Origin of the sequence: Kitasatospora saccharophila, from assembly GCF_039529925.1 — a bacterium.
GTDB classification, from domain to species: Bacteria; Actinomycetota; Actinomycetes; order Streptomycetales; family Streptomycetaceae; genus Kitasatospora; species Kitasatospora saccharophila.
The window spans coordinates 131,775-145,379 of the sequence record NZ_BAAANS010000016.1 but is presented as its reverse complement, the minus strand read 5'-3'; the positions used below and the strand labels follow the sequence as shown (position 1 = coordinate 145,379).

Sequence of the window (13,605 nt, the reverse complement as noted above, 5' to 3'; positions counted from 1 at the left end):
GCCCCGGCCGGGGCCGGCGGGGCGGGGGGCGCGCCGGCCTTCGCGAAGGAGACCGCGGCCCCGGCCGGTTCGGCGGCCCCGGTTCCGGCTCCGGCCCCGGTTCCGGCCCCGACCGCCGCGTCGGCTCCGGCCCCGGCGGCGCCCGTGCGGAGCGAGTGCTCCAGCGCCGAGTTGAAGCCGAGCACCTCGTCCACGGCCCCGGTGAGCGCGGCCCGGGCCGCGGCGTCCTGCGGTGCGGCCTCGGCGGCCTCCAGCGCCTGCTGCCAGCGCGGCAGGCGCTGCAGTTCGTGGCGCACCCGGGCCACCGCCTCCGGGTCCAGGGCCGTGGCCCCGTCCTGCCGCAGCAGCGCACCGACCACGATGTCGGCCGACACGGCCCCGTCCCCCGAAACCATCGTCAATCTCCTGTCCGAGCCGTTGAGTTCGGCCACCAATGTGGCAGCCCCCGGCCACCACCCGCACCGGCCTGCGGGAATGGAGACGGAACCGCAACCCGAGCGGTTGCGCCCGGCTCGGATCGTTCGCAGCGGGCCGCACGGAGGTCGTCCGGAGATCGTCTGGAGATCGGGCGGAAGTCGGGCGGTGTGGCGCGGGGCTTCGCGGGAGTCCTGCGGGGGCCGGTCGAAGGGCGGCGGCCCGGATCCCCCCGCGCCCCTCCACCCCCACCCCTCGGAGGAGAGCTCTCACGGCACGCGGGCACGAGCGAGCGTGGATCGCGGAGGGCGCCCCGGCCGGCCGGTTCAGGCGCCCGGCGCGGGCTCCGCGGCGAGCCGGCCGGTGCGGACCGCGGCGAGCAGTGCCGCGTGGTCGGCCTCCGACTGGTCGGCGTAGGCGACCGCGAACCGGGCCACCGCGTCCTCAAGCCGGTCGTCCCGGCCGCAGTAGCCGGCGACCAGCGCCGCGTCCGCGGTGTGGGCGTGCGCGCGGGCCAGCAGTGCGCCGGTCAGCCGGCCGTAGTCGTCCAGCTGGGCGGGGGACAGCGCCGCCGGGTCGACGCTGCCCTTGCGGTTGCGGAACTGCCGTACCTGGTAAGGGAGTCCGGCGACGCTGGTCCAGCCCATCAGCGGGTCCGACACCACCTGCATGCGCTTCTGCCCGAGCACCACCCGGCGCCCCTCGTGCCCGCCCCCGTCCGGCACCGGGAACCCGGCCCGCACCAGGTGCGGCAGCAGCACCGACTCCCGGGCCTCCTTCACCTGCAGCACCAGCGGCCCGCCCCGCCGGTCGGTCAGCAGCACCACGTACGAACGGGTGCCGACACTGCCGGTGCCCACCACCCGGAACGCCACGTCCTGCACCCGGAACCGGGCCAGCAGCGGGTGCAGCTCCGCCGGGACGGTGTGCCGGTAGAACGCCAACGAGCCCGCCACCAGCTCGGCCTGACGGTCCGTCACCTCACTGAGCACCGGCGGGGCCGCGACGAACCGCCAACCCCCGTCCTCGGTGCGGACGGTGGAGCGCGCCGCGAACTTCGCCCCGGTGTTGCGCAGCGCCTTCGCCGAGACCGCCGCCAGCAGCCCGCTCAACTCGTGCGCGCCCGCGAACTCCACCAACTGGTGCTCCGCGATGGCGTCCCAGGCGTTCCAGGCGTCCAGCGCCGGGAGCTTCGCCAGCTGCCGCACCGTCCGCCGGTAGGTCGCCGCCGCGTCGAACGCCGCCTGCCGGCAGGCGACTTCGTCCGCGCCCGCCTGCCGCCCGGCCAGCACCAGGCTGGCCGCCAACCGCTTCAGGTCCCACTCCCACGGGCCCGACACCGTCTCGTCGAAGTCGTTCAGGTCCAGCGCCAGCCGACCCCTGGCGTCCCCGTACAGGCCGAAGTTGGCGGCGTGCGCGTCCCCGCACAGCTGCGCGGCGATCCCGCTCACCGGGGTGGTCGCCAGGTCGTGCGCCATCAGGCCCGCCGAACCGCGCAGGAAGGCGAACGGCGAGGCCGCCATCCGCCCGACCCGCAGCGGCACCAGGTGCGGCAGCCGGCCCACGTTCGCCGACTCCACCGCCGCGACCACCTCGGGGCGGGACGCCGAGAGCACCAGCCGCCCGTGCGACTCCAGCGGCACCCGTTCGCGCAGCAGCTTGCCGCGCCGCTTCGGGCCGTCCGCGAGCGAGAGCCCGGTCAGTTCCAGCAGCGCCGCCGACGGACGGGCCGGCACCGCCGAGGCGTCCCCCGCGAACCCGTCCACCGCGAACTCCCTTGACAGCCAACGCCCCTGTGCGTCCGCCGCCTCCGGACCCTCCGCCCACGCCTCGACCGCCGACACCCGAAAATCCCCTCCGCCCACGGCGGGGACCGCCCCCACCAGCGGCGACGCTACCGCTCCGCCCCACCGCCACCGCGCCCGGGTCCGCCCACCGGTCCCACTAGCATGCGGACCATGGCACACGACATCCGCAACCTCGACCCGGCCTACCTCGCCTTCTGGCGCGAGTACCAGCTGTGCACCCTCACCACGCTGCGCCCCGACGGCACCCCGCACGTCGTTCCGGTCGGGGCGACCTTCGACCCGGACACCGGCACCGCGCGGGTGATCAGCGACGGGGGGAGCCGCAAGGTCCGCAACGTGCTCGCCGCCGGCGAGGCCGGGCAGCGGGTCGCGCTCTGCCAGGTCGACCGGGCCCGCTGGGCCACCCTGGAGGGCCGGGCCGTGATCCGGCGGGACGCGGAGTCCGTCGCCGACGCCGAACGCCGCTACGCCGAGCGCTACCGGCAGCCCCGGGAGAACCCCGGGCGGGTGGTGATCGAGATCGCCGTCGACCGCGCGCTCGGCCGGGCCTGACCGGACGCCGGAGGAAGCAGCGGCAGGGAACAGCGGCAAGAAATAGCGACGGGGAACAGCAGGTCAGTGAGATCCGAAGGGGCGGGTGCCGTCGCCGTCACCACCTGGTGGGGCGCCAGCCAGCCCGCCCCCGGCGCCGACCTCGACTTCTGGGCCTGCACCTGGCCGCGAACGCGCGCGGCACCCTGCTGCTGGTACTGGCCCGGATCGAACGCGGCCGGGCACTGGCACTGTTCGCCCTCGGCTACCCGCTGGTCGAGCTCGTCCCCGCCGTCATCAGCTGGTGGGGCCACGGCCACGGCCACGGGCCCTGGCCCGCCGTCGTCCGGCACGGCATCCCCGCGCTCTACCTGCTCGCCGGCGCCCTGCTGTCCGGCCTCGCCATCCGCCGCCCCCGCCCCTGGATCACCCTCACCCCGGCCGGCGAACACGCCCTGCGCGAGCAGGTCGCCCAGCTCAAACGCCTGATCCGGCAGATCGAGGCCGCCGACGGCACCTGACGCCCCGCCGGGCCCCGCCGCATCCGGCCGCATCCGGCCGGGTCCGGCCCGGTCGTGCCCCGCCGGCTCAGTCCCGGCCCGGTCCCGGCTCAGCCCCCGGCCCGGGCGCAGGCCAGCAGGGCACCGAGCGCGGCGGCCCCCTCCAGCAGGGCCAGCGAACGGGCGGTCAGCCCCTCGTCCCGGGCCGCCAGCGCAGCCGTGACCGCCACCGGGCCACGGGCGCCGCGCAGTTCGGGCAGCAGGGCCCGCAGCGGCCCGATCCGGTGCCCGGCCAGGCGCAGTTGGTGGACGATCCGGGCGTCGCGGACCTGGGCCGGGGAGTAGCGCCGGGTGCCCCGCACCGGATCGCGGTCGGGAACGACCAGCCCCTCCGCGTCCCAGTGCCGCAGCGCGGAGGGGCGCACGCCCAGGGCGGCGGCCAACTCCGAGACGCCCATCGCGTCCGAGGCGCGCACCTCGCCGATCGGCTCCCCGACGATCGCCCCCGCCGCCTCCCGGGCCAGCCGCAGCCGGGTCCGCTCCGCGTCCAGCCGGGCGTGCGCCGCGTCCAGCAGCGCCAGCGCCTCCGCCCGGGGCGGCCGGTGGAAGGCCCGGACGATCCGCCCGGCCTCGGCCGGGCCCGCACCCGCCGCCAGCGCCCGGTAGGCCAGCGCGGAGTGCAGGTGCACCTCCGTGTGGACCCGGTACCCGGCCGGGGTGCGGTCGGCGGGCGGCAGCACCCCGTCCCGCTCCAGGTTGCGGACCAGCTGCACCGAGCACCCGGCGCGCCGCGCCACGTCCACCGTCCGCAGCACCCCCGAGTTGAGACTTTGCACCCGGATTCCCGCCTTTCGACCGCCGAAGTCTCCACAAGTACGTGAATGCCACGCTAGAGCACATGACCATGGACGAGATCATCGACTTCACGGCCGGCCTCGACGGCGTCCTGACCCTGCGCCCCGCCCCCGGCGACGGCACCCCGGAGATCAGCTGGGGCGATGCCTTCTTCTACTACGCGCCCGACGGCACCCTCCCGAGGACCGGCCAGCCGTTCGCGACGGTCGTCACCAAGGACCACCCCGACGACACGGCCTCCCGCCTGGACCGGCCCGGCGCCTACCGGGTCAACATCGCCGCCGGGAAGGAAGAACTCGCCCGCCGGACCGGCCCGGCTCCGGCCCCCGGCACCGACGGCACCGAGAACATCGACGACTCCGACGACCTCGACGACACCGTGATCGCCCACCCCGGCTACGCCGCCGCCGGATGGCTGGCCGTGGTGAACCCGGCCGGGCGCACCGCCGGTGCCGTCCGCGAACTCCTGTGCACCGCACACCGGTTGGCTCGTGCCCGGCACGAGCGGCGGGCCCGGCCGGGGGAGTGACGGCGGGTCGGCGGTAGGAGTGGGAGCAACTGGGGTTGACTGTGACAGCGTAGTCAACCTATGTTGCTCCCATGCCGCTGGATGACACCCCCCTCCCCGCCGACCCGGCCGACGCCCTGGCCGCCGTCGCCGCCCTGCGACGGCTCGCCGACCGACTGGAGGACGCCGCCGTCGAACAGGCCATGCGGGCGGGCTGGAGCTGGCCGCAGGTCTCCGAGGCGCTCGGCGTCACCCGGCAGGCCGTCCACAAGAAGCACGCCAAGCGGCTGATCGCCGGGGGCGTCACGCTGAGGAGGCGCGGCGAATGAGCGCGTTCGACCACTACCTGCACGCGGTCCTGCTCCGGGCCGGCGACGAGGCCAGGCTGGACGGGTCGGCCAGTACCGACGCGCACCACCTGCTGCTCGCCCTGGCCGCCGCCCCCGACCGGCAGCATCCCGACCGGCAGCCCGACGCCGCCGCCCGGCTGCTGGCCGCCGCCGGGCTCGACCGGGACACCGTGCGGGCCGCGCTGGACCGGGAGTTCGGGCACAGCCTGCGGACGGTCGGCGTCAGCCCGGACGCCCACGGCCTGCCCGCCCCCACGCCGAGCGGTGAGCGGCCCCGGCTGGGGGCCTCCAGCAAGCTCGCCATGGAACGCGGCTTCACCACCGCCCGCAAGAAGGACCTCACCCCCGCCCACCTGCTGCTCGGCATCCTGCGCGCCGAGGTCGGCACCGTGCCCAGGGCGCTGGCCCTGTCCGGCATCGACCGCGCCGAGCTCGCCCAGCGGGCGCAGGCCGCGATCGACCGCCGGGCCACCGACGGCTCACCCGACCGATGACCGGTCCTGCCGACCACCGGACCTGCCGTCGGTCGGGCCGACCGACTACCGAGCCGGCCAACCAGTAGAACGGGACGACGACCGAGTCGGCTGATGACCGGTTCTGCCGTCGGTCGGGCCGACCGACTACCGAGCCGGCCAACTGGAGAACCCGCTGATGGCCAAAGCGGCTGAGGGCGAGTCGGCTGATGACCGGTTCTGCCGGTCACCGGACCTGCCGTCAGTCGAGCTGGCCGACTACCCGGCCGGCCAACCGCCGAGCCGGTCGACTGCCGAGTCGGCTGATGACCGAGCCGGCCAACCGCCGATCCTGCCAACCGCCGAGCCGGTCGATGATCGAAGCGACCGACGACCGGGCCGACCGGCCGCCGACGGGCCGGCCGAGAACAGAGAAGAGAAGGGGGCCAACTGCCGTGCCACGACAGGACACCGGTGCCGGGGGTGCCGATCGGACGGAGGTCCGGCGGCTGCTCGAACGGGCTGTCACCGAGGGCGGGATCCCCGGCATCCTGGTCGAACTCCACGACGGTCCCGAGTGCTGGCGCGCCACCGCCGGGGCGGCCGACACCGCGACCGGACGGGGGCGCACCCCGCAGGACAGGTTCCGGGTCGGCAGCATCACCAAGACCTTCACCGCCACCGTCGTCCTCCAGCTCGCCGCCGAGGGGCGGATCGGCCTGGACGACCAGCTGACCGACCAACTGCCGCTCCCCGAAGCCGAACTGGCCGCCGGGGCGACCGTCCGGATGCTGCTCGACCACACCAGCGGCGTCCCCAGCCACACCGACGACCCGGCTGCCCTGGAGCGGTACGCCACCCACCCGCCCGGGACGCTGCTGCGGGTCGCCGCCGAACGCCCGTTCGCGTTCGCCCCGGGCACCGGCTGGGCCTACTCCAACACCAACTACGTCCTGGCCGGGCTGCTGGTCGAGCGGGTCACCGGCCGCACCCTGGCCGCCGAGATCGACCGGCGGATCAGCCGTCCGCTCGGCCTGACCGGCACCCGCCTGCCCGCCGCCGACGAGCACGGCCTGCCCGCCCCGCACGCCCGCCACTACACCAGGCTCTTCCGCACCGACCCCGGCGCGCCCGTGCTGGACGCCACCGAACTCGACCCCGCGCCGTTCTGGGCCTCCGGCGACCTGGTCTCCACCGCCGCCGACCTGAACCGCTTCCTCGCCGCCCTGCTGACCGGACGCCTGCTGCCGCCCGCCCAGCAGGCGCAGCTGCTCACCACCGTCCCCACCCGCGACTGGCTCCCCGGCGCCGCCTACGGCCTCGGCATCTGCGCCCTCACCCCGCCCGGCGGCGCCGGGACCCTCTGGGGGATGGGCGGCGCCACCTTCGGCTCCTGGACGTACGCCTTCGCCAGCGCCGACGGCGGCCGCCGGCTCACCGTCAACACCAACGGCGACTGGACCGATCCGGCGAGCGGCTGGGACGACCCGATCGGCGTCTTCACCGACCTGCTCGCCCTCGCCTTCTCCCCGGAGCCGACGGACGGGACGCTCAGGCCCGGGCCGTGACCACGTGGAAGGTGACGGTGGCCAGGAAGTGCCCGGTCGCCAGGTGGGTCAGCCAGCGGTCCGCGTCCTCGTCCGTGAAGTAGCCCGCCGCCACCGCCCGTCGGGTGACCCGCTGCAGGCCCAGCACCCGGTCGGCGGCCGACACCTCGCGGAACACCGGGGTGAGCGGCCGCACCTCCACCACGTCCAGCCCGGACTCGGCGGCCAGCCGCGGGAGTTGGCTGCCGATCCGGGCGTTGCGCACCGCCTGGTCGGTGACGTACCGGGTGTACGCGGCGGTCAGTGCGGCGTCCGGGTGGTCGACGGTCAGCGTCCCCCAGTCCGGCTCGCCCAGCACCAGCAGCCCGCCCGGCCGCAGCACCCGGCGGGCCTCGCGCAGCGCCAGCGCCGGATCGGCCACGTGCTGCAGCACCCGGTCCGTCCGGGCCCGGTCGCAACTCCCGTCCGCCAGCGGCAGTTCGTGCAGGTCGCCCAGCCGGACGTCGACCTGCAGCAGGTGCCCGGTCCGCTCGGCGGCGGTGTCCACCGCCTCCCGGTCGTGGTCCACGCCCAGCACGGTGCCGGTCGGGCCGACCGCCTCGGCCAGCGCCGACAGGTCGGCGCCAGGGCCGCAGCCCAGGTCGACCAGGGTTTGTCCGCGTCCGACCGCCAGTGCCGCCAGCATCACCGACTTGTACTCCCGGCCGAGTTCGGAGACGGCCAGCCGGTCCAGGTAGGCGATCGGATCGGGCGGCACGGACTCGAACACACGGGAGGTCATGACGGGAAGTCAACCAAACCAACCCCCGTCAGGGAAGATCCCCCCGCGGACCGGGGCCAGGGCAAGGGGCGTACGCCGTCACGAGGAGCGCACCCCCGCCCGGCGCGGGGAGCCGGCCCGGAAACCCGGGTGCGACGGTGCGCCCCCGTCCGCCAGGACGTACTCCGCCGACGAACGGAGAGGAGAACCCGGTGTCCTCGTACGACATGCTCGTCGTCCTGCCCCCGACGCCGCCCGCACAGTACCGCGAGGCCGCGGTCGCCCACGCGATGAACACCCGGACGGGCAGGAGCCCCGGTGACGACGGCCGCCGCCACGTCGACGAGGCCGGTCGCGGCTACTTGCTCGCCACCAGCAACCCGCCGCTGCGCGGCCCGGCCGGGCGCGGCGGCGTGTCCGGCCTCAGGACACCAGCGGCCCGTCCGCCGACTCGGTGAGCGTCACCGTGCACAGCCCGCCGCGCTCCGCGACCACGTCCGTCACCGTCAACTGGGTTCCCGGCAGCAGGATGTACTCCTCCTCCTCGGTGAACGCCGAGAACTGCCGGATCCCCACCGCCCGGGCCGGGCGCACCTCGAACAGGGTGCGCTTGCCGCGGCTGCCCAGGAACGAGCGGGCCACCGCCGGGCGCGAGGTGCACGAGGAGACGCCCCACCAGGTCACCGTCCGGCCCAGCGGGTACTGCGCCCGCAGGTCCAGCGCGACGCCGCGCCACAGCGGCTCCGGGCGGACCGGCAGCCGGCCCACCGCGTCGAACAGCAGCCGCAGGTACGGCAGGTACGGGGTCAGCCGGGCCCGGTCCGGGTGGCGCAGGGCCGCGTTCAGCTCGCGGTAGAACGCCGACTCGCAGGTGTACAGGTGCAGCGCCGCGACCGCCTCCGCGTCCAGCCCGCCCGCCGTAGAGCCCGTCGCGGAGCCCGCCGCGGCGTCCGCGTGCCGCTTGCCGAACTCGTGCGCCGAACCCACGTGCCGCTCCAGGCCGCGCAGCAGCGCCGCGACCGGCTCCACCGCCTCCCGGAAGCCCAGCCGTTCCAGGTCGAACACGCCCGTGACGGGCGGCAGTTCGAGCCCCTCGTCCTTCACCGAGGCGAGCCGCTCCAGGTACAGCTGGTGCTGCTCCATGGTGGAGGCGATGAACGCCCCCATCCGGGAGGCCGTCCCCTCGTCGGTGCGGCCCTCGGCCGCCGCCGCGGCCTGCCAGCCCGCGCTGGGCAGCCAGTCCACCGGATCCGCGCCCAGGCCCTCCAGGGCCGCGTTCACCCGGGCGAAGTGCTCGCCGTCGCAGAAGACGTCACCCTGCGCCGCCGGGTTCGGGTGGTCGATGTGCCGCACCCGCACGTCCGGGTAGCGCCGGGCGATCCACTCCACCGACTGCTTCAGCGCCCGCGCGTGCGTCCCCCACCAGGCGAACACCACCCCGCGGTCCTCCTCCGGGCCCTCCTGCTTGGCCCGCAGGATCTCCTCCACGATCGTCGTCGCCACCGGCTTCCAGAACTTGGTGTGCGCCGCGGGGGAGGTCGAACCGTCACTGCTCGCCGTCAGCGCCGCGTTCAGCAGCAGCACGCCCTGGGTCAGCATCGCCTGGAACCACTCCGGCGGCTGCACGGTGCCGTGCTGCGCCAGCAGCGCCCGCAGGTCGGCGATCGGCGTCTTCTTCGGGACGCCGTACTTCCACATCGCCGCCGCCTTGATGATGCAGCGGATGCTCACCACCCGGCCGAACTGGCTGTCCGCCCAGTTCTGGAAGGTGTTGTCGAACATCGCGATGCCGGTCGCGCTCTCCGGCCGCGGGTACGGGTTCTGCCCGAACACCACCACCTTCCACTTGCCCGGCGGGTTCGGCTTCAGTGCTTGGAAGGTCAACTCCCTCACCGGCACCACGTCCTGAGGACGGTTCGGCCCGATGAACGAGGCCGCGTCCCGGTGCAGCTCGATCGACCGCTTCAGCACCGGGAACCACTCCTCGCCGCCGCCCGCGAACAGCTCGGCGAGCGCCAGCGGGTCGTTCGGGTCGGCGGCGGACGGGGTGGGCTCGGACATGGCGGACTCCAACCGGGAGAGGGGAGGGGAGGCGGTGCGATCGAAGATCACGCTAGGCCACGCCGCCGACAGACCGCCGGCCCGGCCCTGTCGGTGCCCACCGATAGCGTCGGAACCGACAACGAGCCCCCGGCCGAACGGAGTTCGCCCGCATGACCGTCAAGCACGCCCCGAAGCCGCTGCGCGTGGTGCTGACCGACCTCAACACCGACGTGGTGGCCGCCTGGCGCACCGCGTTCGCCGGCACCCCGGGCGTGGAGATCCGCACCGGCTCGATCCTCGACGTGGACGCCGACGCCTGGGTCACCCCCACCAACTCCCGCGGCCTGATGAACGGCGGCCTCGACGCGGTGATCAAGCGGCACCTCGGCGCCGGCATCCAACTGCGCGTCCAGCGCGCCATCCGGGACGGCCACGGCGGCGAACTGAAGGTCGGCAGCGCCGTCTGCGTGCCCTCCGGCGCGGCCGTGCCCCGCTTCCTGATCTCCACCCCCACCATGCGCACCTCCACCCAGGACGTCAGCCAGACCCTGAACGTCGCCCTCGCCTGCGCCGCCGCCTTCCAGGCCGTGCACCGGCAGAACGCCGCCACCCCCGGCAGCATCGCCTCGGTCGCCCTGGTCGGCCTCGGCGCCCAGACCGGCCAGGTCCCGGCCCGGGTCTGCGCCAACCTGATGTGGACGGGCCACTCCCTGTTCGAGGACCACGAGTTCACCGACGCGGACGACCTGCGCGCCACCGTCACCGGCCAGCTCGACGACCTCCTCGCCGCCGACCGCCCGCACCGCCTCACCGTCCCCGCCACTGCCCGGGGCACCCGCCGCCGCTGACCCGCAGCCGCCCCGCAGCCGACCCGGAGCGCCCTGCGGCCGGCCCGGGGCGCCCCGGCCTGGCCGGTCAACTCGCGCCGCTGCCCTGTCACTTGACGGACCCCGCAGCAGGGTCGGGAGTTCACCCGGGTCCGTGACCATGAACGGTCATGAGCAACCTCAGTCGCCGCATCTTCCTCCTCGGCGGGCTCACCACCGCGGGTGCCGCCGCCCTCCAACTCGGTGCCACGGCCAGCTCCTCGGCCGCCGCCACCCCCTTCCCGTTCACGCTCGGCGTCGCCTCCGGTGACCCGGACGACAGCAGCGTGGTGCTCTGGACCCGCCTGGCCCCCGCCCCGACCAACGCGGACGGCCAGGGCGGCATGCCCGACGCCGACGTCGCGGTCGACTGGCAGGTGTCCACCAGCGAGAGCTTCGCCACCCTGGTCGGCTCCGGCACGGTCACCGCCCGCTACGCCCAGGCCCACTCGGTGCACGTGCTGGCCGGCGGGCTCGCCCCGGACGCCGAGTACTACTACCGGTTCCGGGCCCAGGGGTTCATCTCCCCGGTCGGCCGCACCCGCACCGCCCCGGCGCCCACCTCGGTCGGGCGCGACTTCACGATGGCCTTCGCCTCCTGCGCCCACTACGAGAGCGGCTACTACACGGCGTACCGCCGGATGGCCGACGACCGCCCCGACCTGATCCTGCACCTGGGCGACTACATCTACGAGGGCGGCGCCACCACCAACGGCGTGCGCCAGCACCTCGGCAGCGAGATCGTCTCGCTGGCCGACTACCGCCGCCGCTACGCGCTCTACCGCACCGACCCGGACCTGCAGGCCGCGCACGCGATCGCGCCCTGGCTGGTGGTCCCGGACGACCACGAGGTGGAGAACAACTACGCGAACATGGTCCGCGCCGACAGCAGCCCCGTCCTGACGGCCGCCCAGTGGACGGCCCGGCGCACCGCCGCCTACCAGGCGTACTTCGAGAACATGCCGCTGCGCGCCGCCGCCACCCCCGTCGGGAACAGCATCCAGCTCTACCGCCGGGTCCGCTGGGGCACCCTGGCGACCTTCCACATGCTCGACACCCGCCAGTTCCGCGACGACCAGGCGTGCGGCGACGGGTCGAAGGTCTGCGCCGACGCCGACCTGACGAGCCGTTCGATCACCGGCGCCGCCCAGGAGGCGTGGCTGCTGGACGGCCTCGGCCAGCACCTGAGCACCTGGGACCTGATCGGGCAGCAGGTGTTCTTCGCCCGCAACGTGAACGCGGCGGGCGCGATGAACATGGACGCCTGGGACGGCTACCGGGCCAGCCGGGCCCGGATCCAGCAGGGCATCACCGATCGGGCGGTGCGCAACCCGGTGGTGCTCACCGGCGACGTGCACGCCTCCTGGGGCAACGACCTGAAGGCCGACTACGCGAACCCGTCCTCGGCCACCATCGGCTCCGAGCTGGTCTGCACCTCGATCACCAGCGGCGGCAACGGCAGCGCCACCACGGCGGTCCCCAACGGGGCGCTCAACCCGCACCTGCGGTTCTACTCCGACCGGCGCGGCTACGTCCGCACCCGGATCACGCCCGCGCAGATCACCGCCGACTTCCGCTCGGTGGCGACGGTGACCGAGCACGGCGCGGCGGCCACCACCGCCCGCACCTTCCACATCCACGACGGACAGCCGGGGTTGGCCGATGCGTAAGCTCTCCGTGCTCGGCGCGTTCGCCGCCGCCTGCACCGCCGTACTGGCCCTGGTCGGCCCGGCCTCGGCGGCCGGCCCCACCTCCTGGACGACCGTCAACAGCGCCGCCACCGGTGACCAGGACACCTCCGCGGTCGCCGCCGACCGGATCGGCGACACCGCGGTGGTCTGGGAGGACGACCGCGACGCCACCGACCCGGCCGACGACGCGCACACCGACGTGTGGGTGCGGATGTTCCGCAACGGCACCTCCGCCTACGAGCAGAAGCTCTCGGCGGGCGGCACGGCGGGCACCGCCTGGCGCCACCTGCAGCCCGACGTGGGCCTCGACGACCGGGGCAACGCCGTCGTGGTCTGGGCGGAGGACCCGGACGGCAACGGCTACTACAACGTCGTCTACCGGGTGCTCTCCCCGACCGGCGCGCTGCTCGGCTCCGGCCGGGCCAACGCGGACGCCGACGGCCAGCAGATCCACCCGCACGTCGCGGTCGACCCGGACGGCGCGCCCGGCAGCGCCACCGCCGTCGCCTTCACCGTGGTCTGGGAGGACGTCCAGACCGGCGCGGCGGCCACCGTGAAGGCCGCCGGGTACACCGGGACGGCCACCAAGGCGTACGAGGTGACGGTCAACGCCACCGGCGGCGCGCACCACAACCCCGACGTGGCGACCTCCGCCTCGGGTAACGCCGTCGTGGTCTGGGACGAGGACACCGACGGCAACGGCTACTACCAGATCGGTCTGGTGGGGCTGGCCAAGGCGAACGGGGCCGTCACCCTCACCCGGCGCAGCGCCAACAGCGTCAGCGCCGGGCAGCAGCAGCACCCGGCGGTGGCCGCCGACTTCAACGGCGACTTCGCGGTGGCCTGGGAGTCCGACCACACCGGCACCCGCGGCGTGTGGGCCCGCTCGTTCACCGCGGCCGGCACCCCCGGCGCGGCCGAGACCGAGGTCTCCGCCGGCACCGGCGCGGGCAGCCCGGGCATCGGCATCGACGACCAGCGCGAAGTCGTGGTCGGCTGGAGCGTCGCGGGCACCGACCCGGCGGTGTGGGCCCGGGGCCTGAACCCCGACGGCAGCTCCACGGGCCGGCTCCCGGCCCAGTCGGTCAGCCAGACCACCACCGGCCGGCAGGAGCAACTCGCGGTGGCTTCCTCCCCGTTCGGCACGCTCACCCTGGCGTACACCGACGACGCCGACGGCAACGGCTTCGACCAGGTCCGGCTCTGCCTGGGGGCGAGCAACTCGGACTGGTGACACCGGCCCGACCACCCGCCGGGGCCCCCGCCGTGGGGCCCCGGCG

14 protein-coding genes and 1 pseudogene are annotated in these 13,605 nt (G+C 75.1%); 10 read left to right on the top strand and 5 right to left on the bottom strand.

What is annotated here, in order from left to right:
- Positions 1-395: pseudogene (locus ABD345_RS14460) on the bottom strand (hypothetical protein); the annotation flags it as partial.
- Between the two features lie 345 nt (positions 396-740).
- Positions 741-2,180 (bottom strand): DUF2252 domain-containing protein, encoded by a 1,440-nt coding sequence (locus ABD345_RS14455; RefSeq protein WP_380271668.1) that lies wholly within the window; start codon positions 2,178-2,180, stop codon positions 741-743.
- Positions 2,181-2,372: 192 nt separating this feature from the next.
- Here ABD345_RS14455 and ABD345_RS14450 point away from each other — a divergent pair, with 192 nt between their 5' ends.
- Entirely contained in the window at positions 2,373-2,774 is a 402-nt protein-coding gene (locus tag ABD345_RS14450) for a pyridoxamine 5'-phosphate oxidase family protein (protein WP_344552450.1), read from the top strand.
- Positions 2,775-2,881: 107 nt separating this feature from the next.
- On the top strand, positions 2,882-3,274 hold the full coding sequence (locus ABD345_RS14445; RefSeq protein WP_344552448.1) for a hypothetical protein: 393 nt from the start codon (positions 2,882-2,884) through the stop codon (positions 3,272-3,274).
- Between the two features lie 89 nt (positions 3,275-3,363).
- On the opposite strand, the gene ABD345_RS14440 is transcribed toward ABD345_RS14445, so the two are convergent.
- The gene (locus ABD345_RS14440; RefSeq protein WP_344552446.1) at positions 3,364-4,089 is read right to left on the bottom strand and encodes a MerR family transcriptional regulator; all 726 of its coding nucleotides are present in this window, start codon (positions 4,087-4,089) and stop codon (positions 3,364-3,366) included.
- A 62-nt stretch (positions 4,090-4,151) separates the two neighbouring features.
- On the opposite strand from ABD345_RS14440, the gene ABD345_RS14435 reads away from it, so the two are divergent.
- The 4 genes from ABD345_RS14435 (at position 4,152) to ABD345_RS14420 (ending at position 6,986) form a co-directional block, all read left to right on the top strand.
- Positions 4,152-4,637 (top strand): DUF6194 family protein, encoded by a 486-nt coding sequence (locus tag ABD345_RS14435; RefSeq protein WP_344552444.1) that lies wholly within the window; start codon positions 4,152-4,154, stop codon positions 4,635-4,637.
- 71 nt (positions 4,638-4,708) lie between these two features.
- Positions 4,709-4,945 carry a hypothetical protein gene (locus ABD345_RS14430; protein WP_285740591.1) on the top strand — a complete coding sequence of 79 codons (237 nt, stop codon included), beginning with the start codon at positions 4,709-4,711 and terminating at the stop codon, positions 4,943-4,945.
- Positions 4,942-5,460 (top strand): Clp protease N-terminal domain-containing protein, encoded by a 519-nt coding sequence (locus ABD345_RS14425; protein ID WP_344552441.1) that lies wholly within the window; start codon positions 4,942-4,944, stop codon positions 5,458-5,460. The genes ABD345_RS14430 and ABD345_RS14425 overlap by 4 nt, the downstream gene beginning before the upstream one ends.
- A 413-nt stretch (positions 5,461-5,873) precedes the next feature.
- Positions 5,874-6,986 carry a serine hydrolase domain-containing protein gene (locus ABD345_RS14420; protein ID WP_344552440.1) on the top strand — a complete coding sequence of 371 codons (1,113 nt, stop codon included), beginning with the start codon at positions 5,874-5,876 and terminating at the stop codon, positions 6,984-6,986.
- Here the strand turns inward: ABD345_RS14420 and ABD345_RS14415 are convergent.
- The gene (locus ABD345_RS14415) at positions 6,970-7,746 is read right to left on the bottom strand and encodes a methyltransferase domain-containing protein (protein ID WP_344552439.1); all 777 of its coding nucleotides are present in this window, start codon (positions 7,744-7,746) and stop codon (positions 6,970-6,972) included. The genes ABD345_RS14420 and ABD345_RS14415 overlap by 17 nt on opposite strands.
- A gap of 191 nt (positions 7,747-7,937) precedes the next feature.
- Here ABD345_RS14415 and ABD345_RS14410 point away from each other — a divergent pair, with 191 nt between their 5' ends.
- Positions 7,938-8,183 carry a hypothetical protein gene (locus ABD345_RS14410; protein WP_344552438.1) on the top strand — a complete coding sequence of 82 codons (246 nt, stop codon included), beginning with the start codon at positions 7,938-7,940 and terminating at the stop codon, positions 8,181-8,183.
- Here the strand turns inward: ABD345_RS14410 and ABD345_RS14405 are convergent.
- Positions 8,149-9,786, bottom strand: coding sequence for an ADP-ribosyltransferase domain-containing protein (locus ABD345_RS14405; protein WP_344552437.1), 1,638 nt, complete (start codon positions 9,784-9,786; stop codon positions 8,149-8,151). The genes ABD345_RS14410 and ABD345_RS14405 overlap by 35 nt on opposite strands.
- A 152-nt stretch (positions 9,787-9,938) precedes the next feature.
- Between ABD345_RS14405 and ABD345_RS14400 the strand changes: the two genes are divergently transcribed.
- The 3 genes from ABD345_RS14400 to ABD345_RS14390 all read left to right on the top strand — a co-directional run bounded on the left by ABD345_RS14400 (position 9,939) and on the right by ABD345_RS14390 (position 13,559).
- Positions 9,939-10,616 (top strand): macro domain-containing protein, encoded by a 678-nt coding sequence (locus ABD345_RS14400; RefSeq protein WP_344552436.1) that lies wholly within the window; start codon positions 9,939-9,941, stop codon positions 10,614-10,616.
- Positions 10,617-10,765: 149 nt separating this feature from the next.
- Positions 10,766-12,304 carry an alkaline phosphatase D family protein gene (locus tag ABD345_RS14395; RefSeq protein WP_344552435.1) on the top strand — a complete coding sequence of 513 codons (1,539 nt, stop codon included), beginning with the start codon at positions 10,766-10,768 and terminating at the stop codon, positions 12,302-12,304.
- Positions 12,297-13,559 carry a hypothetical protein gene (locus tag ABD345_RS14390; RefSeq protein WP_344552434.1) on the top strand — a complete coding sequence of 421 codons (1,263 nt, stop codon included), beginning with the start codon at positions 12,297-12,299 and terminating at the stop codon, positions 13,557-13,559. Before ABD345_RS14395 ends, ABD345_RS14390 begins: the two co-directional genes overlap by 8 nt.
- Positions 13,560-13,605: the final 46 nt, after the last annotated feature.

Excerpts from the sequence above, each read along its gene's own strand:
- ABD345_RS14450 (WP_344552450.1), top strand. The coding sequence starts at position 2,373 with ATGGCACACGACATCCGCAACCTCGACCCGGCCTACCTCGCCTTCTGG.
- ABD345_RS14435 (WP_344552444.1), top strand. The coding sequence starts at position 4,152 with ATGACCATGGACGAGATCATCGACTTCACGGCCGGCCTCGACGGCGTC.
- ABD345_RS14430 (WP_285740591.1), top strand. The coding sequence starts at position 4,709 with ATGCCGCTGGATGACACCCCCCTCCCCGCCGACCCGGCCGACGCCCTG.
- ABD345_RS14425 (WP_344552441.1), top strand. The coding sequence starts at position 4,942 with ATGAGCGCGTTCGACCACTACCTGCACGCGGTCCTGCTCCGGGCCGGC.
- ABD345_RS14415 (WP_344552439.1), bottom strand. The coding sequence starts at position 7,746 with ATGACCTCCCGTGTGTTCGAGTCCGTGCCGCCCGATCCGATCGCCTAC.
- ABD345_RS14405 (WP_344552437.1), bottom strand. The coding sequence starts at position 9,786 with ATGTCCGAGCCCACCCCGTCCGCCGCCGACCCGAACGACCCGCTGGCG.
- ABD345_RS14400 (WP_344552436.1), top strand. The coding sequence starts at position 9,939 with ATGACCGTCAAGCACGCCCCGAAGCCGCTGCGCGTGGTGCTGACCGAC.
- ABD345_RS14395 (WP_344552435.1), top strand. The coding sequence starts at position 10,766 with ATGAGCAACCTCAGTCGCCGCATCTTCCTCCTCGGCGGGCTCACCACC.
- ABD345_RS14390 (WP_344552434.1), top strand. The coding sequence starts at position 12,297 with ATGCGTAAGCTCTCCGTGCTCGGCGCGTTCGCCGCCGCCTGCACCGCC.